General features: G+C 71.6%; 23 protein-coding genes. 16 read left to right on the forward strand and 7 right to left on the reverse strand.

The window, feature by feature from the left end; genetic code table 11:
- Positions 1–143 precede the first annotated feature (143 nt).
- The 5 genes from IEY79_RS16140 to IEY79_RS16160 all read left to right on the forward strand — a co-directional run bounded on the left by IEY79_RS16140 (position 144) and on the right by IEY79_RS16160 (position 5,794).
- Entirely contained in the window at positions 144–1,022 is an 879-nt protein-coding gene (locus tag IEY79_RS16140; protein ID WP_189108179.1) for a DUF4429 domain-containing protein, read from the forward strand.
- A 96-nt stretch (positions 1,023–1,118) separates the two neighbouring features.
- Complete coding sequence (locus tag IEY79_RS16145; RefSeq protein ID WP_229700897.1) at positions 1,119–2,432, forward strand: sensor histidine kinase; 1,314 nt, start codon at positions 1,119–1,121, stop codon at positions 2,430–2,432.
- Positions 2,429–3,103: a response regulator gene (locus tag IEY79_RS16150; protein ID WP_189108181.1), complete on the forward strand. Its 675-nt coding sequence runs from the start codon at positions 2,429–2,431 to the stop codon at positions 3,101–3,103. Before IEY79_RS16145 ends, IEY79_RS16150 begins: the two co-directional genes overlap by 4 nt.
- Before the next feature lie 460 nt (positions 3,104–3,563).
- Entirely contained in the window at positions 3,564–4,604 is a 1,041-nt protein-coding gene (locus tag IEY79_RS16155; RefSeq protein ID WP_189108182.1) for an alpha/beta hydrolase, read from the forward strand.
- Entirely contained in the window at positions 4,601–5,794 is a 1,194-nt protein-coding gene (locus IEY79_RS16160) for an acyltransferase family protein (RefSeq protein ID WP_189108183.1), read from the forward strand. The genes IEY79_RS16155 and IEY79_RS16160 overlap by 4 nt, the downstream gene beginning before the upstream one ends.
- 16 nt (positions 5,795–5,810) lie before the next feature.
- Here IEY79_RS16160 and IEY79_RS16165 read toward each other — a convergent pair whose 3' ends face one another.
- Together IEY79_RS16165 and IEY79_RS16170 are read right to left on the reverse strand one after the other, a co-directional pair.
- Positions 5,811–6,827, reverse strand: a complete 1,017-nt coding sequence (locus tag IEY79_RS16165; RefSeq protein ID WP_189108184.1) for an aldo/keto reductase — start codon at positions 6,825–6,827, stop codon at positions 5,811–5,813.
- Complete coding sequence (locus IEY79_RS16170) at positions 6,824–7,291, reverse strand: MerR family transcriptional regulator (protein WP_189108185.1); 468 nt, start codon at positions 7,289–7,291, stop codon at positions 6,824–6,826. The genes IEY79_RS16165 and IEY79_RS16170 overlap by 4 nt, the downstream gene beginning before the upstream one ends.
- Positions 7,292–7,405: 114 nt before the next feature.
- On the opposite strand from IEY79_RS16170, the gene IEY79_RS16175 reads away from it, so the two are divergent.
- Positions 7,406–8,227: a serine hydrolase domain-containing protein gene (locus IEY79_RS16175; protein WP_189108186.1), complete on the forward strand. Its 822-nt coding sequence runs from the start codon at positions 7,406–7,408 to the stop codon at positions 8,225–8,227.
- Here the strand turns inward: IEY79_RS16175 and IEY79_RS16180 are convergent.
- Positions 8,224–8,886 (reverse strand): pirin family protein, encoded by a 663-nt coding sequence (locus IEY79_RS16180; RefSeq protein ID WP_189108323.1) that lies wholly within the window; start codon positions 8,884–8,886, stop codon positions 8,224–8,226. The two genes, IEY79_RS16175 and IEY79_RS16180, sit on opposite strands and share 4 nt — an antisense overlap.
- 61 nt (positions 8,887–8,947) lie before the next feature.
- On the opposite strand from IEY79_RS16180, the gene IEY79_RS16185 reads away from it, so the two are divergent.
- The 5 genes from IEY79_RS16185 (at position 8,948) to fabF (ending at position 13,828) form a co-directional block, all read left to right on the forward strand.
- Positions 8,948–10,129, forward strand: a complete 1,182-nt coding sequence (locus IEY79_RS16185) for a PucR family transcriptional regulator (RefSeq protein WP_189108187.1) — start codon at positions 8,948–8,950, stop codon at positions 10,127–10,129.
- An 89-nt stretch (positions 10,130–10,218) separates the two neighbouring features.
- Positions 10,219–11,148, forward strand: a complete 930-nt coding sequence (locus IEY79_RS16190; RefSeq protein WP_189108188.1) for an ACP S-malonyltransferase — start codon at positions 10,219–10,221, stop codon at positions 11,146–11,148.
- 15 nt (positions 11,149–11,163) lie between these two features.
- Positions 11,164–12,165, forward strand: coding sequence for a ketoacyl-ACP synthase III (locus tag IEY79_RS16195; RefSeq protein ID WP_189108189.1), 1,002 nt, complete (start codon positions 11,164–11,166; stop codon positions 12,163–12,165).
- 72 nt (positions 12,166–12,237) lie between these two features.
- Positions 12,238–12,486, forward strand: a complete 249-nt coding sequence (locus IEY79_RS16200; RefSeq protein WP_189108190.1) for an acyl carrier protein — start codon at positions 12,238–12,240, stop codon at positions 12,484–12,486.
- A gap of 79 nt (positions 12,487–12,565) precedes the next feature.
- Positions 12,566–13,828: a beta-ketoacyl-ACP synthase II gene (gene fabF / locus IEY79_RS16205; RefSeq protein WP_189108191.1), complete on the forward strand. Its 1,263-nt coding sequence runs from the start codon at positions 12,566–12,568 to the stop codon at positions 13,826–13,828.
- 121 nt (positions 13,829–13,949) lie between these two features.
- On the opposite strand, the gene IEY79_RS16210 is transcribed toward fabF, so the two are convergent.
- Positions 13,950–14,825, reverse strand: a complete 876-nt coding sequence (locus IEY79_RS16210; RefSeq protein WP_189108192.1) for an NAD(P)-dependent oxidoreductase — start codon at positions 14,823–14,825, stop codon at positions 13,950–13,952.
- Positions 14,826–14,889: 64 nt separating this feature from the next.
- The gene (locus IEY79_RS16215) at positions 14,890–15,384 is read right to left on the reverse strand and encodes a DUF3145 domain-containing protein (RefSeq protein WP_189108193.1); all 495 of its coding nucleotides are present in this window, start codon (positions 15,382–15,384) and stop codon (positions 14,890–14,892) included.
- A gap of 272 nt (positions 15,385–15,656) precedes the next feature.
- Here IEY79_RS16215 and IEY79_RS16220 point away from each other — a divergent pair, with 272 nt between their 5' ends.
- Both IEY79_RS16220 and IEY79_RS16225 read left to right on the forward strand, forming a co-directional pair.
- The gene (locus IEY79_RS16220; RefSeq protein ID WP_189108194.1) at positions 15,657–16,607 is read left to right on the forward strand and encodes an SGNH/GDSL hydrolase family protein; all 951 of its coding nucleotides are present in this window, start codon (positions 15,657–15,659) and stop codon (positions 16,605–16,607) included.
- Between the two features lie 71 nt (positions 16,608–16,678).
- On the forward strand, positions 16,679–17,713 hold the full coding sequence (locus IEY79_RS16225; protein ID WP_189108324.1) for an aldose epimerase family protein: 1,035 nt from the start codon (positions 16,679–16,681) through the stop codon (positions 17,711–17,713).
- Between the two features lie 30 nt (positions 17,714–17,743).
- On the opposite strand, the gene IEY79_RS16230 is transcribed toward IEY79_RS16225, so the two are convergent.
- On the reverse strand, positions 17,744–20,227 hold the full coding sequence (locus IEY79_RS16230) for a beta-glucosidase (RefSeq protein ID WP_189108195.1): 2,484 nt from the start codon (positions 20,225–20,227) through the stop codon (positions 17,744–17,746).
- A 159-nt stretch (positions 20,228–20,386) separates the two neighbouring features.
- Here IEY79_RS16230 and IEY79_RS16235 point away from each other — a divergent pair, with 159 nt between their 5' ends.
- Together IEY79_RS16235 and IEY79_RS16240 are read left to right on the forward strand one after the other, a co-directional pair.
- Positions 20,387–20,971: a TetR/AcrR family transcriptional regulator gene (locus IEY79_RS16235; protein ID WP_189108196.1), complete on the forward strand. Its 585-nt coding sequence runs from the start codon at positions 20,387–20,389 to the stop codon at positions 20,969–20,971.
- Between the two features lie 121 nt (positions 20,972–21,092).
- Positions 21,093–22,382 carry a pyroglutamyl-peptidase I gene (locus IEY79_RS16240; RefSeq protein ID WP_229700914.1) on the forward strand — a complete coding sequence of 430 codons (1,290 nt, stop codon included), beginning with the start codon at positions 21,093–21,095 and terminating at the stop codon, positions 22,380–22,382.
- Between the two features lie 45 nt (positions 22,383–22,427).
- Here IEY79_RS16240 and IEY79_RS16245 read toward each other — a convergent pair whose 3' ends face one another.
- Positions 22,428–23,291 carry an EI24 domain-containing protein gene (locus IEY79_RS16245; RefSeq protein WP_189108197.1) on the reverse strand — a complete coding sequence of 288 codons (864 nt, stop codon included), beginning with the start codon at positions 23,289–23,291 and terminating at the stop codon, positions 22,428–22,430.
- Positions 23,292–23,466: 175 nt separating this feature from the next.
- On the opposite strand from IEY79_RS16245, the gene IEY79_RS16250 reads away from it, so the two are divergent.
- Positions 23,467–26,034 (forward strand): M14 family zinc carboxypeptidase, encoded by a 2,568-nt coding sequence (locus IEY79_RS16250; protein ID WP_189108198.1) that lies wholly within the window; start codon positions 23,467–23,469, stop codon positions 26,032–26,034.
- The last annotated feature ends 107 nt before the right edge of the window (positions 26,035–26,141 follow it).

Raw genomic sequence — 26,141 nt, forward strand, 5'->3', positions numbered from 1 at the left:
GGAGCCATGCCGACCGACGACAACGCGGCGAGCGCGCGTGCCAGGGACCGCGAGCCCGGCAAGATCCAAACGACAGACCCTGGGTCCGTCGGGGTCGTCGCCGAGGGGCGACGTGCGGCCGTACGACGCATACGATGAGGCACATGGGTGATGTGCTGGCCGGAATTCATGCCACCTGGGAGTTCGAAAGCGACTCCGTGCTCATCCGCTTCGAACGGGGGATACGCACGCCAAAGCTCTTCCAGGCACTGCGCGAACGGCGCGTACCGCACGAGGCGTTGGCGTCGGTGACGCTCTCCCCGGGCAAGCGCGGGACGGTGGTGCTGCACGCCGTGCCCAGACCCGGCGCCGACCCGCTGATGGAGGCGGCGGCCGGTCAGCTCAAGGACTCCGGCGATCCGTACCGGCTGGTGCTGCCCGCGGAGCGCGAGACGCTCGCCGAGTACTACGCGGACGAGCTGAGCACCGCCCTCTCCACGACCGGGCCGCCCGGCGACGACCCCGCCGACCGCTATCTCGTGGACCCTCCCCCGGCGCCGCTGAACTTCAAGGCGTACGACGGCAGGGCGTCCTTCGACGGGTCCAAGGTGTCCTTCCGCTGGTTCTGGACGGGCGCGTCGTCGGCGAAGTGGAAGGCGGGCGACCAGCGCTTCACCGTCTCGGAGCTGAGCGGGGTCGAGTGGCGCTCCCCCGAGGCCTTCGAGGGCTACCTGCGTCTCCTGCGCCGCGGTGACCACCAGCAGCCGGCCCAGGCCGACCACGACCCGGCGGCCGTGGTCTTCGGCCTCGGCTACGGGCCGGTCCACGAATCCCTGCCGTTCGCGGCGGCGGTGCTGGCGGCCGTACGGACGTCGGGCTCCGCCGTGCACCCCGGATCCGTCCCCGTACCGGTGGCCGCCGGCCGGCGCGATCCGGCGGACATCGCCGAACGGATCCGGCATCTCGGCGAGCTGCACGACGCGGGGCTGGTGACGGACGACGAGTTCAGCGCGAAGAAAGCGGAGCTGCTGGCCGAGTTGTGACGCGCGTAGCGACGACCCCCTACGGGGGTATGAGCCCAGGTGTGGCTCCTGGGTATGACGCCGAGCGGTACGGGCGCTGCATACGCTGAACCGGCCATGAGCCCCCAAGAACCGCCACCCCTGCCCCGCGCCGCCCTCCGGTCACTGCTCTCGCTCGGCGGCGCCCTGCGCACTTCGACCGCGTCCACCGAACCACTGCTGGCCGGCGCGTCCAAGCGGTGGCAGCGGCACGCCCCGTACGTCGTCGCCTTCGGCTTCGCTGTCGCGCTGCTGTCCACCACCGTCACCGTGCTCGTCCAGGACTACCAGCTGGAGGGCGGCTGGGCGGGGGCGCTCGCCACCGCGCAGGCCGCACCGCTGCTGCTCGCCGTGACCCGGCCGCTCCAGGCGTGGTGGATCATCTTCGTCGCCGACATCGTCGGCGCGGTGCTGCTCCTGACCTCGGCGGCGGATCTCGACGGCCGGTCCTGGCCGTGGCCGCCGACGGTCGTCGTCGGCTACCTCCTGCTGATGGCGTGCCTCGGGCTGCGCGGGCCCCGCCGCACGCTGCTCGCCGTCTGGCTCATGACAGGAGCGGCGGGGCTGGTCTTCGAGCTGATCTCGCAGAAACACAGCGACGGGGTCCATCTCCTGTTGTTCGTACTCACGGGCGTGGTCCTGCTCGTCACCGCCGCCCTGCGCGAGCGCGGTGACGCCCAGCGCAGACTGGTGGAGCAGGAGTCAATCAGCGAGGTCGAACGCGCCCAGCGCACACTGCTGGAGGAACGCGCCCGGATCGCACGCGAGTTGCACGACGTCGTCGCCCACCACATGTCCGTCATCACGGTCCAGGCCGACTCGGCGCCGTACCGGATCGAGGGGCTGTCCGACGCGGCACGCGAGGAGTTCTCCACGATCGCCGCCGGAGCGCGGGAGTCGCTGACCGAGATGCGCCGGCTGCTGGCGGTGCTGCGCAGCGACGGGTCGGCGGGCGAACGGGCGCCGCAGCCCGGGCTCGGCCGGGTGCAGCAGCTCGTCGAGGCGACGGTACGGGCCGGGGTACCGGCCGAGCTGTCCCTCGCGGCGGATCTCGGTGCCGTCCCGCCGTCGGTGGACCTCTCCGCGTACCGCATCGTCCAGGAGGCCCTGTCCAACGTCGTACGGCACGCGCCCGACGCGCCGACCCGTGTCTCGGTGACCTCGGACGCCGACCTGCTGACCGTCCTGGTCGTCAACGGGCCCGCGACGGCCCGCACTTCACCGCTGGAGAGCTCCGGCACCGGCCACGGGCTGATCGGTATGCGCGAACGCGTACGGTTGACCGGCGGCACGCTGGACACCGGACCGCTGCCGGACGGCGGGTTCCGGGTCGCCGCGCGGCTTCCGCTGGCACCGGCCGCCCCCGACCCGACCACGGAGGATCCGTCGTGACCATTCGCGTGATCATCGTCGACGACCAGGCCATGGTGCGCGCCGGGTTCGCCGCACTGCTCTCGGCGCAGGCCGACATCGACGTGGTCGGCGAGGCGCCGGACGGTGCCCTGGGCATCGAGGTCAGCCGCAGGACCCATCCCGACGTGGTCCTGATGGACGTCCGGATGCCGGAGATGGACGGCCTGGCGGCGGCGCGGGCGCTGCTGGACCCGCCGGTGGGGGTGGTGCACCGGCCGAAGGTACTGATGCTGACCACGTTCGACGTGGACGACTACGTGTACGAGGCGCTGCGCGCGGGAGCCTCCGGGTTCCTGCTGAAGGACGCGCCGCCGGCGGACCTGATCTCGGCGGTCCGCGTGGTCGCGGCGGGCGAGGCGCTGCTGGCCCCCTCCGTGACGCGCCGGCTGATCGCGGACTTCGCGCAGCAGCGGCCGGCACCGCGCAGGAACCGCTCGCTGCGGCTGAAGGGGCTGACACCGCGCGAGACGGAGGTTCTGGAGCTGATCGCACGAGGGCTGTCGAACCAGGAGATCGCCGGGCGGCTGGTCCTGGCGGAGCAGACGGTGAAGACGCACATCGGGCGGGTGCTGGCGAAGCTTCAGCTGCGGGACAGGGCGCAGGCGGTGATCTTCGCGTACGAGTCCGGGCTTGTTGCCCCTGGCAGTTGACCGGCAGCCCGCGCCCGCGGGCCGGTGGTCGGTGGTCGGGGTGTCCTCAAGCGCCGGACGGGCTGAAGGTGGACGCCGCCGCGTCCGGGTGCCGCTCCGGGGTCACGTCCCCCTTCCAACCCGCGGACCGGCAGCACCCGGGGATGCGGGTACGGATCCCCCACCGGCGTGAGGGGGGCGGGGTCGCAGGAGGGGTGTGTTCGGACACTCGGGCTGATTTGTGGCGCGGGAACAAGAACGTCCCCTCGGGTCCAACGAGCGGTGCACGCGCCGTAAATCACACCGTCCGGACATACCCCTCCGGAGACCCCGAACCCCACCCCCGGCAACGACACAGCAACCAAGACACCCCGTACCCCAGTAGCACCCGCGACTTGGCTCCCCGGTGTGACGCCCCCGAACCCGTCGTCTTCCTACCTTCCTCCCGCCACACACCGTGGCCACTACGAGGGAGACGCGAATGCGCCGCTACAAGAGAACCCTGGTCGCCGCCGCGCTGATGGCCACCCTGGTGTCCGGCACCGCCGGCTGGGCCGCCGGGAGCGGGCAGAGCCCCGTCACCGGCCCCCCGCCCGGCACCGCGGCCTGGCTGGACGACACGTCGCTCGGACGCTCCCTGCCGGACCCGGGGAAGGCAAGCCCCGCCCAAGTCGCCGCGTTCTTCGGTGCGTTGAGCCCCGCCCAGCAACGTGAGCTCGCCGCGCGGCACCCCTCCGTCGTGGGGAACCTCGACGGCGCCCCCGTCCAACTCCGGTACCGGGCCAACAGGCTGGCCATCGCCGAGGACCCCCGTTACGCCCGCCTCGCCGAGAACGGTCGGCAGATCATCGCCTTCGATCCGCGCGGTCGCGGCACCGTAGCCGAGGTGTACGGAAACCTGCTGACGGCACGTCATGTCGCCGTCGTGGTGCCGGGTTCGGACATCGACGCCAGGACGTACGACCGGAAGAGGGACCCGTACGGCACCCCCGCCGGGATGGCCGGCTCGCTGCGGACCGCGACCAACGGCCGTATCGCCGTGGTGGCGTGGGCCGGCTACACCACGCCCCTCGGCCTCGGGCTGGACGCCGCGACGGGCGGGCTCGCCGAAGCGGGCGCCGGGCGGCTGGCCCGGTTCACCGGGGGCCTGACCGCCGCCGGGGTCAAGACACCGAAGCTGTTCTGCCACAGCTACGGCTCCGTGGTGTGCGGCATCGCCGCGAGCGAGGCGGCTGCGAGCGACATCGTGGTCCTCGGCTCCCCCGGCATGCGCGCCGCGAACGTGGCCGCGCTGCGGACGGACGCCCGGGTGTGGGCGGCGAAGGACCCGTCGGACTGGATCTCCAAGGTGCCGAACGTCGAGTTCCTTGGCCTGGGCCACGGCACGGATCCGGCGGCGGAGGACTTCGGGGCCCGCCGGGTCCCCGCCGGCACCGCGCACGGTCACACCGGCTACTTCGCCCCCGGCACGGACTCGCTCCGCGCCTTCGCCGCGATCGCCACGGGGGGTGACGTGCGATGAGGCTCGTCGAGAAGATCGAGGCGCGGACGCCCGCGTCCCGTGACCGCGCGATCGACGGTCTGCGCGCGCTCGCGCTGCTCGCGGTGCCGACGGGGCACTGGCTGCTGGGCGGATTCACGCTGGACGAGGGGGCGTTGCGCAACGCGAGCCCGCTGAGCACGTTCGGCCTCTTCGCGCCGGTGAGCTGGGTGCTCCAGATGCTGGGCATCTTCTTCCTGGTCGGCGGTTACGCGTCGGTGCTCTCCTACCGGCGCCGGAAGGGCTCCACCGCGGACTGGCTCCGGCAGCGCGTGACCCGGCTGGGGCGCCCGGTGCTGGGCGTGACGGCGGTGTGGGCGGTGCTGATCCCGGTGCTGTACGCGGCCGGTGTGCCCGGGACGACACTGCGTACGGGCTCGACGCTGGTGGTGCAGCCGCTGTGGTTCGTGGGCGTGTACGTCGTGGTGACGGCGCTGACGCCGTACTGCGTGCGGGCCGCGCGGTACCTGGGCGCGTGGGCGGCGGCGCCGTTGCTGGGGGTGGTGGCCGTCGTGGATGTGCTGCGCTACGGCCCGTACGGCGACGCGATGCCCGGGTGGCTGAGCGTGGTGAACATCCTGCCGGGCTGGCTCTTCGCGTATCAGCTCGGCGTGTCGTGGGGCGAGGGCCGGATCAGCCGGCGCGGCGCGCGGGTGCTGCTGGTGGGCGGCGGGGTGCTCTTCGCCGTACTGCTGGTGGTCTTCCACTACCCGGCGTCGATGGTCGGGGTGCCCGGTGAGGCGCGGACCAATTCGCATCCGCCGTCGCTGCTGGTGCTGGCGCTGGCCGCGGTGCAGAGCGGCGCGGCGATCCTGCTGCGGGACCGGATCGCGCGGGTGCTGAGCAGGCCCGCGCTGTGGGCGCCGGTCGTGGTGATCAACCTGTCCGCGATGACGATCCTGTGCTGGCACCAGACGGCGATGCTCGCGGCGGCGGTGCCGGGTTCGTATCTGGGTGCGGTGCCGGGGCTGACGACCGCTCCGGATTCGTACGGCTGGATTCTCGGCCGGGTGCTGTGGATGCCGCTGTTCGCGGTGCTGCTGGTGGTGATCGCCCGGTACGCGCGGGCGTTCGAGGCGCCGTGGGAGTCGGGCACGCGCGCCGCGAACGCCCGCCGGGCAGCGGCGGGGCTGCTCGCGGCGGGCTTCGCGGTGTACGCGCTGGCGCTGTGAGGTGGTGCGGCGGGGGCTACTCGCGGGCGGCGGACGTCGCGGACATGTCGGCGTAGCGGTCGCCGGTGACCTGTCCGGCGATCGGCTCCAGGAGCGCCAGGTCCCCGGGGGTGAGGGTGATGCGGGTGGCGGCGGCGTTCTCCAGCAGCCGCGAGCGCTTGCGTGTGCCGGGGATCGGTACGACGGTCAGACCGTGCACCTGGGCGCGCTGCTGCACCCAGGCGAGCGCGATCTGCCCGGCGGTCGCGCCGTGGGCCGCCGCGACGGCGCGGACGGGTTCGAGGAGCGCGGCGTTGCGGCCCGCGTTCTCGCCGGTGAAGCGCGGCATGCCGCGCCGGAAGTCCTCGCTCTGGAGCTCCGTGTCGGCCTGGGTGAACGAGCCGGTCAGGAAGCCGCGTCCGAGCGGTGAGTACGGCACGAGGGCGACGCCCAGTTCGGCGGCGGCGGCCGCGGCGCTCGTCTCGACGTCGCGGGAGAACAGCGACCACTCGGACTGGAGCGCGGCGATGGGGTGCACGGAGTGCGCCTCGCGCAGTTCGGCGCCGGTGACCTCGCTCAGGCCGAGGTGTTTGACCTTGCCCTCGGCGACGAGTTCGGCCATCGCGCCGACGGACTCGGCGAACGGTACGCCGGGGTCGTGGCGGTGCATGTAGTAGAGGTCGATGACGTCGACGCCGAGGCGCCGCAGGGAGTCTTCGACGGCCTGTTTGATGTACCCGGGCTCGTTGCGTACACCCCGGTACTTCGGGTCGTCGGTGCGGCGCTCGATGCCGAACTTGGTGGCGAGGGTTATCTCGTCGCGGTGGGCGGCGACGAACGGCGCGAGGAATGTCTCGTTGGCGCCGAGCCCGTACACGTTGGCCGTGTCGATGAGGGTGACGCCCGCCTCGACCGTGGCTTCGAGGGTGTCCCGGGCGGCCGCCTCGTCCGTGTCGCCGTAGAACTCGCTTATGCCCATGGCGCCGAAGCCCTGGACACCGACCGTGGGTCCGGCGGTGCCGAGCGTCACGGTGGTGATCTTCTCTGTGCTCATGATGCCCTTTCGGACGCGCGGTGCGCACCGGCGTAGAAGTCGATCTTGTGGTCGAGTACGGCGAGGGTGTCCTGGAGTTCGGTTATCCGCGACCGCACGTCGCGCCTGGTCTGCTGGAGCAGTTCCTGCCGCTCTTCGAAGGTGTGCTCGCCCTCCCGGACCAGTTCCGCGTAGCGGACCATGTCGGCGACCGGCATGCCGGTGAGGCGCAGTTTGCCGACGAGGGCGAGCCAGTCGAGGTCCTGGTTGGTGAAGCGCCGCTGCCCGGTATGCGACCGGTCGACGTGCGGCATGAGTCCGATCCGCTCGTACCAGCGCAGGGTGTGCGCGGTGAGGCCGGTGAAGGCTGCTACTTCGCTGATCGTGTACCGGTCGTCGCCGTCGGGGCGCGGATGGGTCGACGGGGCTCTCACACAGATGTCCTCGGCCTCCGCCGTGACGGGGGTGCTTTCGATCAGCGTCATGGCTTCAACGTAGGACCTTGGAGTGCACTCCAAGCAAGGGGGACCGGGCGATGTTCTTCGCCGGCTCCCGTACCGGGGTCGGGCGGCGGAAGGGTCCCGTCTACGCTCGTGGCCATGCAGAGCCTGGCGATGATCGAGAACTGGCCGGTGCCGACGGCCGCCGCGGCCGTGGTACGCGCGGACGGCACGGTGAGCGGGTCGTACGGCCCCACGTCGCACCGTTTCCCGCTGGCGTCGGTGACCAAGCCGCTCGCCGCGTACGCGGTGCTCGTGGCGTACGAGGAGGGGGCGGTCGAGCTGGACGAGCCGGCCGGGCCCGAGGGCTCGACCGTCCGCCATCTCCTCTCGCACACCAGCGGGCTGGCCTATGACGAGCACCGCGTGACGGCCCCGCCCGGCACCCGGCGGCTGTACTCGAACGCGGGTTTCGAGGCATTGGGCGAGCACGTCGCGAAGGCGACGGACATCCCGTTCCCCGAGTATCTGCGCCAGGCGGTCCTCGAACCTCTGGGCATGACCTCGACCGCGCTGGACGGCTCACCCGCGAAGAACGGTGTCTCGACGGTGGACGACCTGATCCGGTTCGCCGCCGAACTCCAGGCGCCTCGGCTGCTCGACCCCCGTACGGTCCTTGAGGCGATGACGGTGGTCCACCCCGGGCTGTCGGGGATCCTGCCGGGCTACGGGCATCAGAAGCCCAACGACTGGGGTCTGGGCTTCGAGATCAGGGACTCCAAGTCGCCGCACTGGACGGGAAGTTCGTCGTCACCGCGCACTTTCGGCCATTTCGGGCAGTCGGGCACGTTCCTGTGGGTCGACCCGGACGCGGGCGCGGCGTGCGTGGCGCTGACCGACCGGGACTTCGGCCCGTGGGCGGTCGAGGCCTGGCCGGCGTTCACGGACGCGGTGCTGGCGGAGCTGCGGCCCGAGAACTAGGGTCTGTCCGGGCCCAGTTCCCAGATCAGCACCTCGGCCGGTTCGTCCGCGGCGACCTCCAGGCCCGCGGAGTCCGTGATCCGCGCCGAGTCACCGGGGCCCAACTCCACGCCCGCCAGGACCACCAGGCCCCGCACGACGTGCAGATACGCGTACACCGCGTCGGGGATCGCGGTCCGCTCGCCGTCCTGGAGCCGGCGCACATGCAGCATCGCGCCCGCCTCGGGGAGCGCGTACGGCGTGGAGTCTGCGATGCCGTGCACGATCTCGTAGCGGGGGGCGCCGCCGGGCGCGAGCGGGGCGAGCCACATCTGGACGAACACCAGCGGCTGTCCGCCGTCGTTGCGCTCCACATGCCGTACGCCGCCGCCCGCGCTGAGCCGCTGTACGTCTCCGGGCCGGACCACCGTGGCGTTCCCGGCGGAGTCGCGGTGGGTGAGTTCCCCCTCGACGACCCAGGTGACGATCTCCGTGTGGCTGTGCGGGTGTTCACCGAACCCGGCGCCGGGCGCGAGCCGTTCCTCGTTGCAGGCCAGCACCGCGCCGAAGCGGAGGTTGTCGGGATCGTAGAACTCCCCGAAGGAGAAGGCGTGGAAGGACTCGATCCCGGCGGACAGGTCACCGCCGGGATAGCGGTCGTCGGCGTACCGGACGGAAATCACGGTGCCCACGTTAGGGCCTGCCCGGCGCGCGGCCGTCCTGATAAGGCAGTCTTGTCCCGTGCCTGAACCCTCGAACGAAGCCCATCCGCATCCCGCGACCCTGCGCCGACTGGAGAAGTCGGCAGGCAGGCTGGCCGCGAACGCGATCGCCCGTATGGACGAGAAGCTGCCGTGGTACCGGGCGATGCCGCCGGAGAACCGTTCATGGATCGGTCTGGTCGCCCAGGCCGGTATCGCCGCCTTCACCGAGTGGTTCCGGCACCCCGAGACGCCGCAGGCCATCTCCACCGATGTGTTCGGTACGGCCCCGCGCGAGCTGACCCGGGCGATCACGCTGCGCCAGACCGTCGAGATGGTGCGCACCACCATCGAGGTCATGGAGTCGGCGATCGAGGAGGTCGCGGCGCCCGGCGATGTGTCGGTGCTGCGCGAGGCGCTGCTCGTGTACGCGCGGGAGATCGCCTTCGCGACGGCCCAGGTGTACGCGCAGGCCGCCGAGGCGCGGGGCGCCTGGGACGCGCGGCTGGAGTCGCTGGTGGTGAACGCCGTGCTCTCCGGCGAGGCCGACGAGGGCGCCGTGTCGCGGGCCTCCGCCCTGGGCTGGAACTCGCCCGAGCATGTGTGCGTACTGCTGGGCACCGCGCCCGACGGCGACAGCGAGCTGACCGTCGAGGCGATCCGCCGGGCAGCGCGGCACGCCAAGCTCCAGGTCCTCACCGGGGTGCTCGGTGACCGGCTGGTCGTCATCGCGGGCGGCAGCGACAACCCGCTCCAGGTCGCGAAAGCCCTGATCGGACCGTACGCGGCCGGGCCGGTGGTGGCGGGCCCCGTGGTGCCCGACCTGCTGGCGGCCACGCGGTCGGCGCAGGCGGCGGCGGCCGGTCTCAAGGCGTGTTCGGCCTGGCAGGACGCGCCGCGTCCCGTACTGTCCGACGATCTCCTGCCGGAGCGCGCGATCGCCTCGGATCCTGCCGCTCGTGAGCAGTTGGTGGAGGAGATCTACAGACCGCTTGAAGAAGCGGGCTCGGCGCTGCTGGAGACTCTGAGTGTTTATCTGGAGCAGGCGAGCAGTCTCGAAGGGGCCGCCCGGATGCTGTTCGTGCACCCCAACACCGTGCGCTACCGGCTTCGACGTGTGACCGACGTCACCGGATGGTCACCGTCCGATGTCCGTTCCGCCTTCACTCTGCGAATCGCGTTGATCTTGGGGAGGTTGGCCGACGGGGAATCGCCTTCCTAGCCTTTTGTTGGACACCAACAATTACCCCGACGGTTCTTCGTCCTTGTCCCCACGGGCGGCGGAGGCCGTCCCCACGAGAGAGTGTGAGAGTGCTCGTACTCGTCGCTCCCGGCCAAGGCGCTCAGACGCCCGGCTTCCTGACTCCCTGGCTCGATCTGCCCGGCGCCGAAGACCGGCTGCGGGCGTGGTCGGCCGCCATCGACCTCGATCTGGTCCACTACGGCACGAAGGCCGACGCGGACGAGATCCGTGACACCGCCGTGGCCCAGCCGCTGCTGGTCGCCGCGGGTCTGCTCTCCGGCGACGCCGTGCGCGGCCTGCTGGCGGGCACCGCCGGCGCGGGCGCGGTCGCGGGACACAGTGTCGGCGAGATCACCGCCGCCGTGTACGCGGGTGTGCTGAGCGAGGAGGCCGCGCTCGGCTTCGTCCGTACGCGCGGTCTGGCCATGGCCGAGGCGGCCGCCATCACGCCGACCGGTATGGCGGCGCTGCTCGGCGGCGACCCGGAGGTGACCCTGCCCCATCTGGAGAAGCTCGGTCTGACCCCGGCGAACGTGAACGGTGCCGGCCAGATCGTGGCCGCGGGCACCCTGGAGCAGATCGAGGCCCTGGCGGCGGACAAGCCCGAGGGCGTACGCCGTGTGGTGCCCCTCAAGGTCGCGGGCGCCTTCCACACCGAGCACATGGCCCCCGCGGTCGCCAAACTGGCGGAAGCGGCCGGAAAGCTCGACGTGTCAGACCCCGCCTTGCCGTATGTGTCCAACAAGGACGGGCAGACTGTGCGCACGGGGGCCGAGGTCGTCGCACGACTCGTGGGCCAGGTCGCCAACCCGGTCCGCTGGGACCTGTGCATGGAGACGTTCACGGAGCAGGGTGTGACGGCGTTGATCGAGCTGTGCCCGGGCGGCACGCTGACCGGTATCGCCAAGCGCGCCATGCCCGGTGTGAAGACCCTCGCGCTCAAGACCCCCGCCGACCTCGACGCGGCTCGCGAGATCGTCGCCGAGCACGCTGCCTAAGGAGCCCGAGAGAGCATGGCGAAGATCAGGCCCAGCCAGGGCGCCCCGTACGCCCGCATCATGGGTGTCGGCGGTTACCGTCCGACGCGCGTGGTGCCCAACGAGGTGATCCTGGAGACGATCGACTCGTCCGACGAGTGGATCCGCTCCCGCTCCGGCATCGCGACCCGGCACTGGGCCTCCGACGAGGAGACCGTCGCCATGATGTCGATCGAGGCGTCCGGCAAGGCCATCGCCGACGCCGGGATCACGCCGGAGCAGATCGGCGGCGTGATCGTGTCGACCGTCTCGCACTTCAAGCAGACGCCGGCCGTCGCGACGGAGATCGCCGACCGGATCGGCGCGGGCAAACCGGCCGCGTTCGACATCTCGGCGGGCTGCGCGGGCTTCGGTTACGGGCTGACGCTCGCCAAGGGCATGGTCGTCGAGGGCTCGGCGGAGTACGTCCTGGTCATCGGCGTGGAGCGGCTGTCGGACCTCACCGACCTCGAAGACCGCGCCACGGCCTTCCTGTTCGGCGACGGCGCGGGCGCGGTCGTCGTCGGCCCCTCGCAGGACCCGCAGATCGGTCCGACGGTCTGGGGTTCCGAAGGTGACAAGTCGAACACGATCACGCAGACCGTACCTTGGGACGACTACCGCAAGGGACCGGTCGAGCGGTTCCCCGCCCTCACCCAGGAGGGCCAGGCGGTCTTCCGCTGGGCGGTCTTCGAGATGGCGAAGATCGCCCAACAGGCCCTCGACGCGGCCGGGATCACCTCCGCGGACCTGGACGTCTTCATTCCGCACCAGGCCAACATGCGGATCATCGACTCGATGGTGAAGACTCTGAAGCTGCCTGAACACGTCACGGTCGCCCGCGACGTGGAGACCACCGGCAACACGTCGGCCGCCTCGATCCCGCTCGCGATGGAGCGGCTTCTGGCGACCGGTCAGGCGAAGAGCGGCGACACGGCGCTCGTCATCGGCTTCGGGGCGGGTCTCGTGTACGCCGCGACGGTCGTTACCCTCCCCTAGGCACACCGGAGCTTTCCGGACCGTGCTTGTACAAATCCCTCTGCTCACGCTGAATATCGAAGGAGCGCCCACATGGCCGCCACTCAGGAAGAGATCGTCAACGGTCTCGCGGAGATCGTGAACGAGATCGCCGGCATCCCGGTCGAGGACGTCCAGCTGGACAAGTCCTTCACCGACGACCTGGACGTCGACTCGCTGTCCATGGTCGAGGTCGTCGTCGCCGCCGAGGAGCGCTTCGACGTGAAGATCCCGGACGACGACGTCAAGAACCTGAAGACCGTCGGCGACGCCGCCGACTACATCGCGAAGCACCAGGTCTGATCCAGGTCGCGCGGCTGACGCCACCCGGTGGTGGCGCCGTACAAATTCCGCACCCTCTACACGTGGAGAAAGAATTCCAGTGAGCCCGACCAATCGCACCGTGGTCGTCACCGGTATCGGCGCAACCACACCGCTGGGTGGCGACAGCGCATCGACCTGGGAGGGCCTGCTCGCCGGCCGCTCGGGCGTCAAGCCCCTCGAAAGCGAGCGCTTCGCCGAACTGCCCGTCCGGATCGCCGCGCTCGCCGCGGTCGATCCGGCCGACGTGCTGCCCCGCCCGCTCGCCCGCAAGCTCGACCGCTCCGCGCAGTTCGCACTGATCGCGGCGCGTGAGGCGTGGGCCGACGCGGGCTACAAGGCCAAGGCGGGCGAGGACGAGAACATCGCCCCCGAACGTCTCGGCACCGTCATCGCCTCCGGCATCGGCGGCGTGACCACCCTTCTCGACCAGTACGACGTGCTGAAGGAGAAGGGCGCACGCCGCGTCTCCCCGCACACCGTGCCCATGCTGATGCCGAACGGGCCGTCCGCCAACGTCGGTCTCGAGGTGAACGCCCAGGCGGGTGTGCACACTCCGGTCTCCGCGTGCGCGTCGGGCGCCGAGGCCATCGGCTACGCCGTGGAGATGATCCGCACCGGCCGCGCCGACGTCGTGGTGGCGGGCGGCACGGAGGCGGCGATCCACCCACTGCCGGTCGCCGCGTTCGCCAACATGATGGCGATGTCGAAGAACAACGACGAGCCCACGAAGGCGTCCCGCCCCTACGACAAGGGCCGTGACGGCTTCGTCCTCGGCGAGGGCGCGGGGGTCGTGGTCCTGGAGTCCGCCGAGCACGCGGAGGCGCGCGGCGCGCGCGTCTACTGCGAGGTGCTGGGCCAGGGGCTGTCCGCCGACAGCCACCACATCGCGCAGCCGGAGCCGACCGGTCGCGGGGTCGCGGCGGCGATGCGGAACCTGCTCGACAACACCGGCGTGAAGCCGTCGGAGATCGTGCACCTGAACGCGCACGCCACATCGACGCCGCAGGGTGACGTGGCGGAGATCAAGGCGCTGCGCCGGGTCCTGGGCGAAGACCTCGACCATGTCGCCGTCTCCGGTACGAAGTCGATGACCGGCCATCTGCTGGGCGGCGCCGGCGGTATCGAGACCGTGGCGACGGTGCTCGCGCTGCACCACCGGCTGGCCCCGCCGACGATCAACCTCGACGAACTGGACGAGGAGGTCGACGCGGACGTCGTGCGCGGCGAGGCACGGGCGCTGCCCGAGGGCACGATCTCGGCGATCAACAACTCGTTCGGCTTCGGCGGCCACAACGTGGTGCTGGCGTTCCGCTCGGTCTGACCGGGCCCCCGGTACACCGGGACCGACAACGCCGGAGGCCCGGCTCCCGTCCTCGACGGGAGCCGGGCCTCCGGCGTTGTCGGTCCTGTCCGTCCTACGGGTCGCCGGGCCTTCCGGTCCCTCAGTCCCCGAAGCTGGCGAAGTACGTCGCGGCCATGTCCTTCTCGCCGTGCCCCTGGTCCTGCGCCCGGGTGAATCGCCGTACGCCCGCCTCGGCGACGTCCAGCCGGACGCCTGCCGCCTCGGCGGCCTCGACGACGAGACGTGCGTCCTTGACGGCCGTGGTGAGCCCGAAGCTCGGGGTGTAGTCGTCGTCCAGGATCGCCGCCGACTTCGCCCGGAGGTAGCCGGAGTCGAGGGCGCCGCCCTCGGTGGCGGCCAGGAAGTCCCGCGGGTCGACGTCGAGCGCCTTCGCGAGGGCCAGTGCCTCCGCCGTCGCGTGGGTGAGGGTCAGGGCCCAGCTGTTGCAGACGAGCTTGAGCCGGGTCGCCGCCCCGGACGCGCCGTCTTCGCCCACCCAGAGGGTGCGGCCGCCGACCGCGTCCAGAACGGACGTGACGGTGCCGCGGGCGTCCTCGGGGCCCGCGGCGAGGACGACGAGCTTCCCCTGCTCGGCGGGGGCCCTGGTGCCCAGTACGGGCGAGTCGAAGAAGACCAGTCCGTGGGCCGCGGCCAGTTCGGCGAGCGGGACGAGTCCGTCCAGGCCCGCCGTCGTCGCCTGGAGCCAGACCATGCCGGGCCGCAGCTCCGGGGCCGCCTCCGCCATCGTCTCCAGGGCGGCGGCGCCGTCGTACAGGATCGTGAGGACGATGTCCGCGCCGCGTACGGCGTCCGCCGGGGTGTCCGCGATCCGCGCCCCGTCGGCCGCGAGCGGCTCCGCCTTCGCGCGCGTACGGTTCCAGACCCGTACCGCGTGTCCGGTCCGGCAGAGATTGCGGGCCATCGCCGCGCCCATGATGCCGGTACCGAGAACTGCTACTTCGAGTTGATCAGCCATGCGCCCACCGTAGAAGGCGGCGGCGGCGTCCGTCCCCAGGGGTACGCCCGTGTGCGGTCCCGGCTCAGACGACCTGGTGCAGCCAGCGCACGGGGGCGCCCTCACCCGCGTACCGGAAGGGCTCCAGCTCGTCGTCCCACGGCTTGCCGAGCAGCTTCGCGACCTCGGCCTCCAGCTGGGTCTCACCGCTCAGCGACCGGGCGAGGGCGGCGCGCAGCCGGTCCTCGGGGACCAGGATGTCGCCGTGCATACCGGTGACGGCGTGGAAGATGCCCAGCTCGGGCGTGGCGCTGTAACGCTCGCCCTCGGCGGTGGGGCTGGGCTCGGCGGTCACCTCGAAGCGCAGCATCCGCCAGCCGCGCAGCGCGGAGGCGAGCTTGGACGCGGTGCCGGCCTCGCCCCGCCAGGAGAACTCGGACCGCCAGGTGCCGGGCGATGCGGGCTGCCTGATCCAGTCGAGCTGGACGCGCGCGCCGAGGACGCCCGCCACCGCCCATTCGACGTGGGGGCACATCGCGCGGGGCGCGGAGTGCACGTACAGAACGCCACGTGTGGTCACCGGGACCTCCAGTGTGGGACGAGGTTCGCCTTTCCCAACGGCCTCAGTAAACAGCATCGAGAGTGAAACCCCGCAAAACGGGCAACATGTGACGGGATGTAACTTACCGGAGTCGTGGGGGCGCGGTTGACTCCGGTTCGACGCCTGAAAGCTACCTTGCGCGGGAGGCACGGGGGTGCCGTACTGTCGGTCCCAGGCGCGATATACGCGAAGCTTTCACTCGCCAGGACGCCGCCGTACGCATGACGACGCCCACGCGGAGGGTTCACAGCATGCAGGAGAGCCCTCAGGACCGTGCCGGGCGGCGCCCGGGCGGTCACGGCCCGCGCCGCCGGAAACCGTACGCGAGTGTCGCGGCCTCCTGTGCCGGGCTGCTGGTCGGCGTCGTCGCGCTGGCGGGGTGCACGTCCTCCGACGGCACCGACCCGGACTGGACGAAGGCGAAGACGAGCCAGCCGCCGCCGAAGCCGGTCTGGGACCGCAGTCCCACCTCGATCGCGGCGGTCGGCGACTCCATCACACGCGGCTTCGACGCCTGCGGGGTGCTGAGCGACTGCCCCGAGGTCTCCTGGTCGACCGGCTCCGACGACCAGGTGCGCAGCCTCGCGGTGCGGCTGCTCGGCAAGCCGGCCGTCGCGGAGAACAGCTGGAACTACGCGCGCACGGGCGCCACCGTCGGCGATCTGGGCCGGCAGATGTCGAAGGCGGCCACGCACAAACCGGATCTGGTCACGGTCATGATGGGCGCCAACGACGCGTGCAAGGACGAGGTCGCGCTGATGACGCCGGTGGACGAGTTCCGCGCGTCGTTCGAGGATTCGATGCGGCGCCTGCGCGCGCAGGCGCCCAAGACGCAGGTGTACGTGGCGAGCGTGCCCGATCTCAAGCGGCTCTGGTCCGAGGGCCGGGAAAATCCGCTGGGGCGGCAGATATGGAAGCTGGGGATCTGCTCGTCGATGCTGGGCGACTCGCAGGACATGGACGCCGCGGCGCAGAAGCGGCGCTCCACGGTGCAGGCGCGGGTGGTGGCGTACAACACGGTGCTCAAGGACGTGTGCGCGAAGGACCTGCGCTGCCGTTACGACGGCGGGGCGGTCTTCGACTACCGGTTCACGGGTGATCAGCTGAGCGCCTGGGACTGGTTCCATCCGAGCAAGAACGGCCAGGGCAAGCTGGCGGACATCGCCTACCGCAACGTCGTCGCGGCCAACCCACCGGCGTAGGGTCGGCGACCGTGGAGGAGCCGACCGTGACCGATGTGACCGCGAAAGACACGACCTCGAACGACACCACCGTGACCGAGCCGTCGGCCTCCGGCCGGACGCCCGAGCGCTTCGGCACGGCGCCCGACGGGACCCCGGTCCACCGCTGGGTCCTGGAGCGGGCCGGTGTACGGGTGAAGGTGCTCACCTACGGGGGGATCCTCCAGTCCGTCGAGGTGCCGGACAGCGAGGGCGCCCTCGCGAACGTGGTGCTCGGTTTCGACGATGTCGCGGGCTACGTCGGCTGCCCGTCGCCGTATTTCGGGGCGCTGATCGGCCGGTACGCGAACCGGATCGCGCGCGGGACGTTCACGCTCGACGGGCGGACCTACCGGCTGCCCCGCAACAACGGGCCCAACTGTCTGCACGGCGGTGAGCGAGGCTTCGACAAGCGCGTGTGGGACGCGGAGCCGGCGGCGGACGGGCACGGTGTACGGCTGTCGCTGGTGAGCCCGGACGGCGAGGAGGGTTTCCCCGGCCGGCTGGAGATCTCCGCGACGTACACGCTTCAGGCGGACGGGGCGCTGCGGATCCACTACCGGGCGGTGACGGACGCGCCGACCGTGGTCAATCCGACGAATCACTCGTACTGGAATCTGAGCGGCGCGGGAAGCGGCGGCGCCGGTGGGCATGTGCTGCGGATCGCGGCAGGTCACATCACCCCGCTGGACGGCGACTCGGTGCCGACGGGGCTGCCCGCGCCGGTCGCCGGGACCCGTTTCGACTTCCGTGAACCGCGCAAGGTGGGGTCGGGTTACGACGACAACTTCGTGCTGGATCAGGGGAGTTCCGGGGCTTCGGTCGCGGCTGAACTGTACGACCCCGCGTCGGGGCGGGTGTTGACGGTGACGACGACCGAACCGGGCATGCAGCTGTACACCGGTGACCACTTCGACGCGGGGCCCTTCCGGCCCGGCGAGGGCATCGCGCTGGAGACGCAGCACTTCCCGGACTCGCCGAACCGGCCCGACTTCCCGAGCACCGTGCTGCGGCCGGGCGAGGTGTTCACCTCGGCCACGACGTACGGGTTCTCGGCCGGACGGGCCATGGGCCCGTCCGGCTCTTGAGAACCGGCGCGAGGAGGCGCCCGGCGGCGCTCAGCGCTGGACGGTGGCGCTCAGCCTGCGGTCGGTGAGCGAGCGGCCCGCCTGGATCTCGTACGCCCCGGGGACGGCCGTCCAGCCGCTCTCCGCCTCGTCCCACACCTCGAAGGCGCGGGCCCTGAGCGGGACCGTCACCTCGACGCTCTCGCCGGGACCCGCCTCCACCGAGGCGAATCCGGCCAGCCAGCGGACCGGGCGCTCGGGCGCGTCGGGCGCACCGCCGGGGACGGGCGCGAGATAGATCTGGACGGTCTCGCGGCCGGACCGCGCACCGGTGTTGCGCAGCCTCACGGTGGCCCGTTCGGTGGTGGCGTCCAGGGTCTCGTACTCCCAGTCGGTGTAGCCGAGCCCGTGGCCGAAGGGGTAGGAGGGCGTCGCGCCGGACCGCTCCCAGGCGCGGTAGCCGATGAACACGCCTTCGGTGTAGTGCAGTTGACCCGCGTCGGGGGTGGTGTCCGTGACGGGGACGTCGGCCAGCGCGACCGGCCAGGTCGTGGTGAGCCGGCCACCGGGCTCCTCGGCGCCGGTGAGGACGTCGGCGAGCGCGGCGCCGCCCTCCTGGCCGGGGAACCAGCTGAGCAGTACGGCGGCCACGTCGTCGCGCCACGGCATCTCGACCGGTGAGCCGGTGTTGACGACCACGACGGTGTTCGGGTTGACGGCGGCGACGGCCGCGACGAGCGCGTTCTGGTGGCCGGGCAGTTCCAGGCTCGTACGGTCGAAGCCCTCCGACTCGACGGCCGTGGTGGTGGCCACCACGACAACGGCGGTGTCCGCCGCCCTGGCGGCCTCGACGGCCTCGGCGATCAGGTCGTCCGGGTCGCGGCGCGGGCCGAGGTGGAGCAGCGAGAACGCGACGGCGTCCATCGGGGCCCCAGGCAGCCGGGGCACGGTCAGGTGCAGCGAGACGTCCACGGTCCGGCCCTCGACGAGGGGGACGCGGGCGCGCTCCAGGCGCTCGCCGAAGAACGCGTTGAACGGGTCGGTGCTGTCGCCGAGCCCTTCCTCGCCCTCCCAGATCTTCTCCCCGTCCACGGTGAGGACGAGGGGGCCGATCCCCCGGGTGCCGAAGGTGTGGTCGCCGCTCTCGCGCGGGGTGAAGGTGCCGGTGAACTCGACGGTGTGCAGCTCGTCGTACACGACGCCGTCGGGCAGGTCGACGCCGACCCACTGGACCATGCCGGAGGGGAGATCGGTGGTGCCCAGCTCGCGTCCGTCGGCGGCGCGGCAAACCGCTCGCAGGGTGAATCCCTTGCCGGCGACGGCGAGTTGGTCGCTGGGGTCGGCGCCGACGCTGTAGCTGAGGGCGCCGTCGGGCAGGGCGGCGGTGAGGCCGTCGAGCGGTGAGACGGTGTGCGGCGGGAAGACGTGGGCCGAGCCGCCGCCGAGGATCCGGGCGTCGCGGGCGGCGGCGCCGCTGAGGGCCACCGTGCGGGTCCTGGCGGGGTCGAGCGGCAGGGCGGGCCGCCCGTCGCGTACCTCGTTGCGCAGAAGGACGAAGGAGCGGCGCGCGACCTCGCGGGCCAGCGCGTCTCCGTCGACGGGTGCGGGCAGTGCGGACGCCGCGACGACGGCGGGCGCGTCGTCGAGGGCGCCGACTCGGGCGGCGAGCCTCAGCACGTTGCGTACGGCGTCGTCGACGAGGGACTCCTCCACCTCGCCGGCCCGGACGGCGGCGGCGAGCGCGGGGCCGTACACGGTCTTGGGGCCCGGCATGGCGACGTCGAGGCCGCCGAGGATCGCGCCGGTGGTGGAGCGGGCGGCCAGCCAGTCGGAGACGATGTAGCCGTCGAATCCCCACTCGCCGCGCAGGACTTCCTTCTGGAGATGGCGGTGCTCGGTCATCGAGTAGCCGTTGACCTGGTTGTAGGCGGCCATGATGCCCCAGGGGTGGGCGTTCTTGACGATGGCCTCGAACGGGGCGAGGTAGAGCTCGCGCAGCGGGCGCGGGGCGACGACGTTGTCGACGGTGAAGCGGTCGGTCTCGGCGTCGTTCGCGACGAAGTGCTTGACGGTCGTGCCGACGCCGCCGTCCTGGACGCCCAGCACATAGCCGGTGCCGATCTCGCCGGTGAGGTACGGGTCTTCGCTGTACGCCTCGAAGTGGCGTCCGCCGAGCGGCGAGCGGTGCAGGTTGACGGTCGGGGCGAGGAGGACGTGCACGCCCTTGCGGCGGGCCTCCTGGGCGAGCAACCGGCCTGCCCTGCGGGCCAGTTCGGGGTCCCAGGTGGCGGCGAGCGCGGTCGGCGACGGGAGCGCGACCGACGGGTCGTCGGCGGTCCAGCGCACACCCCGGACACCGATCGGGCCGTCGGACATGACGAGGGAGGCCAGGCCGATCTGCGGGAGCGCCGGCAGCGACCAGTTGTCCTGCCCTGCCAGCAGCCGCGCCTTGTCGTCCAGATCCAGCTTGCCGAGCGCGGCGTCGACGGCCGCTTCGCGTGTCTGGTCGGCCGGAGTGATGGGTGCGCCGGTCACGGCGGTACCTCCTCGTCAGTGCCCTGCGTTCGTGCGGACGGTTACATGGTGACCCGCAATTCTGTAGCCGGGTAGGCTTCGTTATCTTTTTGTTACTCATGTACGGTCCGGAGACGACGACCGGTGAGCGGACAGGCACGAGGCGAGAGGACCGGTGGGATGGCGAGAGCCAGAAGCACGGAGCGGCGGGCGGAGATTCTCCGCGCCACCATCGAGGTGATCGCCGAACGCGGCTACCGGGGAACGACGTTGGGCGCGGTGGCGGAGCGGGTGGGCCTCACCCAGCAGGGGCTGCTCCACTACTTCCCCACGAAGGACGCGCTCCTCCTCGCCGTCATGGACGAGCGCGACCAGTGGGACACCGGGGGCGGCAGCCGCGGCGCGGACGGCTGGCGTCTTGAGCTGCTGACGTCGATGGTCGACTACAACGCGATGCGGCCCGGCATCGTGCAGACCTTCTCGGCTCTGCTCGGCGAGAGTGTGACGGAGGATCATCCGGCCGGGGAGTTCTTCACCCGCCGCTACGTCGAGGTGCGGCGCAATATGGCGGGCGTGCTGCGCGACGAGTTCGGCGACCGGCTGCCGAGCGGCCTCACGCCCGAACAGACGGCCCCGTTGCTGGTGGCCGTGATGGACGGGCTCCAGTACCAGTGGCTGCTCGCGCCGGAGGAGGTGGACATGCCGGCGGCGTTCCGGGCGTTCGTGACGCTGCTGCGGGGCGGCGCGGAGGGGCCGGAGCGGTAGTTCCGGCGCGGGTGTTCGGGCGCGGGTGTTCGGGCGCCGTAGCCATGCGCGGGGTGCGGAGGTGATACTTCCGCCACCCGAAGGAAGGACTCCCGTGAGACTCGTGCGCACCAACAGCAACATGGCGGACCGGACCCGTGTCCGACAGACCCTGGGTCTCGTCCTGCTCGCATCGGCCGCTCTGGTCGCCGTGGCGCCTCCGTCAGGTGCCACCGCCGCCGGGCCGGCCGCCGCCGCTCCGGCGGTCACCGTCGAGGAACGGCGGCTCGACGGTGCCGTACCGCGCCAGATACTCGACGACAGCGGCTTCGACAAGGTCGCGCCGGACTTCGCGAAGTCACTGCGCGGCGCCGGCTCGTACGCGCAGGCCGAGCGCGCCGCCGTACGACATGGCGAACGGCTCTGGCAGCGCGCGGTGGACCGCGCGCAGGGGCGGGGCCCGGCGGGCGGTGAGCTGAGCCGGGACGACGACCGGCCGCTGTACTGGGCGCGGCTGGCCATGACCCGTGAACTGCGCGCGTGGCACGCGGAGTCGGGGCTCTCGGAGGCGGCGGGTGTGCGTCTCCTGGAGCGGCTGGAGAGCGCGTCGCGCGGCCAGGAGTCGATGGCCTTCGGCGGCGGCGACCGGGCGCGGGAGAGCGACCGGGCGAAAGGCGTCAAGCGGATCGTGGTGACCGGCTTCGACCCGTTCACGCTGGACAGGGACATCCGCATCAGCAATCCGTCCGGAGCGGTCGCGCTCGCGCTGGACGGCACGGTGATCCGTACGGCCGACGGGCCGGCGCGCGTCGAGACCGCCGTCTTCCCGGTCCGCTGGGGGGACTTCGCCGACGGTACGGTCGAGCGCGCCCTGCGCCGTACGCTGCCGCGCGCCGACCTCTTCGTGACGGTCAGCCAGGGCCGGGTGGGGCGTATCGACGTCGAGCGGTACAACGGCGCCTGGCGCGGCGGCTTCGGGGACAACGAGAACCTGTCCGAGACCGGGCTCGTACCGGTGAAGGACCCGGCGACGCAGCCGCAGTGGACGCGGACCACGCTCCCCTACGCGGGCATCGTGGCGGCCGACACAGGGCGCTTCCCGGTGTACGACAACACGTCGGTCACCGAGATCCCGGCGGGTGGCACGGCCCCGGTCGTACGGCCGGACGGACCGACGCCCGGCTCGGCGGCCCGCGCGGGCGGCGGCGGGGACTATCTGTCGAACGAGATCGCCTACCGGGCGACGCTGCTGCGCGACCGGCTCGGACTGGAGATCCCGGGCGGCCATGTCCATACACCGGTGCTGGAATTCGGCCCGGGAAACACCGATCCGGCGACCGGGACCGTGTCCGACCCGGTCTTCGTACAGAACAGGCTGGACATCACGGCGCAGCTGCGGACGATCGTGCGCGTGGCGGTGGAGGAGTCGTAGGGCTCTCGGGGCCGGCCCACCGGGTACGCCCGGTGAGCCGGCCCGTCACCACTCGCGTGGGACGTCCGCCGCCGGTCCGGTGCGGCGGGGCGCCGGTGGTGAACCAGGGTGCGGCGGGGGCGGGTTGAGACGCTTTGCCTCCGGAGCGCCGGGAAGCGGCCCGCCCTCGGCGCCCTCGCCCGTCAGTTCGCGGGCCATCAGCGTCGCTCCCGCCACCGCGCCCGGCATCAGGAACACCGCGACGAACGGGACCAGGAAGGCGAGCGTCAGCGGGACGCCGAAGCCCAGCGTGAGCAGCCGGCGGCTCCGCAGCAGCGGGAGCCGCTGCTTCAGTTCGATGCCGCGCCGCTGCATCGCTACGGCGGTGAGTTCCTCGCAGAGGAAGAAGCCGGAGACGCAGAAGCCGAGTACGGGGACGACGGTCTGTCCGACGACGGGGATGAAGCCGAGGGCGAAGAGCAGGACGCCGTACAGCACCACCCGTACCAGGATCCGCAGGCTGTCCCGCGCGGAGACCCGCAGCTCCCGCCAGAGCGGCAGACCGGACTCGGGTACGTCGCCGCCTTCCGAGCGGTCCACGGCCTCGGAGAGCGATTCGTAGAAGGGCTGCCCGACCAGCAGTGTCACGGCCGTGAAGGTGATCACGGCCAGGAACAGCGCGAGCGCGAAGAACAGCACGGTGAGGAAACCGCGGAACAGCCCCTGCCACGGTGAGGACCAGTCGTCCGCGAACGGCGTCGCCCAGGCCGTCAGATCGTCGGCTCCGTAGAGCAGGCCGACGAGCGCGGCCGCGTACAGCACCAGGGTCACCAGGCCGGGCAGCAGCCCGAAGCCCAGCCATCTGCCGTGCGCGCCGACCCAGCGCTGGCCTTTCACCAAATAGCCGAAGCCCACACCGAGATCACGCATACAGCCACCCTATCGGCCTTGTTCCGGGGCTGTTTCGGAGTGGTTCCCGACGGGTTCCACGAGGTGTGTGGGACGAACGAGGCGGCGAGCACCCCTTGTTGTTGACACGTTCAACCGGTATGACCTGCCTATTGAACCGAACGATCGCCGCCGCACGACCCGGAGGTACATCCGCATGGGGATGCCCAGACCCGTCCTGCTCGCCACCGCCACCGCCACCGCGGCCCTGATGCTCTCGCCCCTTCCCGCGACCGCCGCTCCCGGCACCGACGGCGACCGGTCGTCGCACCCGGTGCGGGACGGCGGCACGACGGACAGCCGCGTAGCGTCGCCCGCACTGCCGTCGGCCGGTGCCGCCGCTCTCTCCTCGGTGGGCACGACGTCCCTCGGGCTGCGCAAGGACGGCGGCTACCCGCGCCGCACCGTCCTCGACACGCTGCCCGAGAACCCGGCCGACAAGGCCATCAAGCTGGGCCTGGCGCCGTACCACTCGCTCGCGCCGCGCCTCAACGCCCTTCAGGAGCTCGGCAATCGGGTGAGCGTCGAGGTCACCGGCCGGTCGGCCGGCGGCCACGACCTGTATCTGGTCACGGTCACCGCGCCGGAGAGCGCGAAGGAGGCCGCCGAGCAGGAGCGGATGCGCGAGCGCATCGAGAACTCCCCCGCGTCGGCCGCCAAGGACCGGCGCATCAAGGAGAGTTACAAGACTCCCGTCTTCATCAACAACAACATCCACGGCAATGAGTGGGAGGGCACCGACGCCGCCCTGAAGCTCATCGAGGAGCTGGCGAAGGCCAGGGACAGCCGTACGAAGAAGCTGCTCGCCACCAGCCGGATCCATCTCAACGTCACGGCCAACCCGGACGGCCGAATAGCGGGAACCCGCGCCAACGGCAACGGCATCGACCTCAACCGGGACTTCATCACCGCCTCGCAGCCGGAGGCGCGCGCGATCCGGCAGATAGCCGTCGACAAGCAGCCCGCGGTCATGCTCGACCTGCACGGGTACGTCAACGGCACGCTCATCGAGCCGACGACGCCGCCGCACGGCGAGAACTACGAGTACGACCTGTTCCTCAAGAACTCCTACGCCAACGCCCTCGGTATGGAGGAGGCGGTCAACGACCTCGGCTACACGGCCGAGAAGGACGGTGTCCAGCCGCCCGTCATCCCCTTCCGGGACCAGGAGGAGGGCTGGGACGACTGGCCGCCGATCTTCACGCCGCAGTACATGGCGTTCCAGGGCGCGGTCGCCTCGCACACCATCGAGATACCGATGCGGGTCAACAACAACGACTACAACAACCTCCCCGTCGAGGAGCTGCGCCGCAGGTCCAAGATCAACACGGATGTCGCGGGCGCCGCGATGCGCTCCACGCTCGACTTCGCGCGGGAGAACCGCGAGACGCTGATCGCCGACCAGATCGAGACGTTCCGGCGCGGTGTCGCGGGCGAGAAGCAGCGGGTCATCTCCGAGGAGACGGTGCCCGGCGTGCCCGGCATCGGTCCGGAGGACATCTACACGACCGACTTCCCGCGCGCGTACGTGATCCCGGCGGGCGACGGCCAGCGGTCGGCGTCGGCCGCCGCCCGGCTCGTCGACCACCTCATCGCCAACGACGTGTTGGTCGAACAGGCGCGCAAGAGCTTCAAGGTGGCCGGGCGCAGCTACCCGGCCGGTTCGTACGTGGTCGACATGGAGCAGGCCAAGCGCGGTATCGCCAACGTCATCCTGGACGAGGGCCGCGACATCAGCGCCGACGTGTCGTCGATGTACGACATCTCGGGCTGGAGCCTCGGGCTGCTGTGGGGCGCGAACGTCACCAAGGTCCAGCGGGGCGGCCTGGACTTCTCCGGGCGGACCGTGAACGCGGCCTCTCCGGTCGGTTCGGTGGCCCGGAGCGGCGACCTGAAGCTGCGGCTGGACGACCCGAAGGAGTTCGCCGCCGTCAACTCCCTGCTCGCGCAGGGTGTGAAGGTGCGCAGGACGGCGGACGGCGCGGCGATCGTGCCGTCGTCGGCCCGCAAGAAGGCCGAGATCCTGGCCGACCGGTACGGCGTCGTCTTCACGGCCACCAAGGACAAGGGCGTGGCGGCGCTGCGCCGTACGACGGTCGCCGCGGCCGTGAACTCGGGCGAGCTGTTCGCGCTGCGTGAGATGGGCTTCGAGGTGCTGCCCGTCTCGACGGCGACGGCGAACGCGGGCTTCGACTGGTCGAAGGCCGACGCGCTGTACGTGTCGACGGGGCTCAGTCACGCGGCGCTCAACGAGACCGCCCGCGCGGCGCTCGGTGAGTTCCTCGCCGGCGGTGCGCCCGTGGTGGCGCTCGGCTCCGGCGGCGCCGCGTTCAACGCCGAGGCCGCGCTGCTGACGGCCACGGCGGTACGCGGCAACGGGAACGCCAACGGCGTGGTGCGGGTGGTCAACACCCCGGGCCCGGTCACCGGCGGCACGCAGCCCCACTCGTTCGTCTACTCGCCGATCTGGTTCACCGGGCTCGGCAGTGGCGTGCGTACGGAGCAGTCGTACGGCGGCGGCAACCCGCTCGTCTCGGGCCACTGGCGCGCGGACGAGGAGGGCGCCGGCGGTCCCCAGGCGGCGGCCGGACAGGCGGCGATCGTGAGCGGCAGGTCGGCGGCGGGCGCGCCGGTCACGCTGTTCGGCACCGAGCCGCTCTTCCGTGACCACCCGAAGGGCTCGTTCGCCCAGGTGGGCAGGGCGCTGCTGAACCGCCTTCCGTAGGAGGCGCGTCGGCGCCCCGCACATGCGGCGAGGCGCCGTACGCGAAGGGCCGCACCCCTCTCTCGGGGTGCGGCCCTGCCGTACGTACGGGTTGGTCGTGCCGCCGG

The organism is Streptomyces camponoticapitis (assembly GCF_014646115.1).
Classification (GTDB): domain Bacteria; phylum Actinomycetota; class Actinomycetes; order Streptomycetales; family Streptomycetaceae; genus Streptomyces; species Streptomyces camponoticapitis.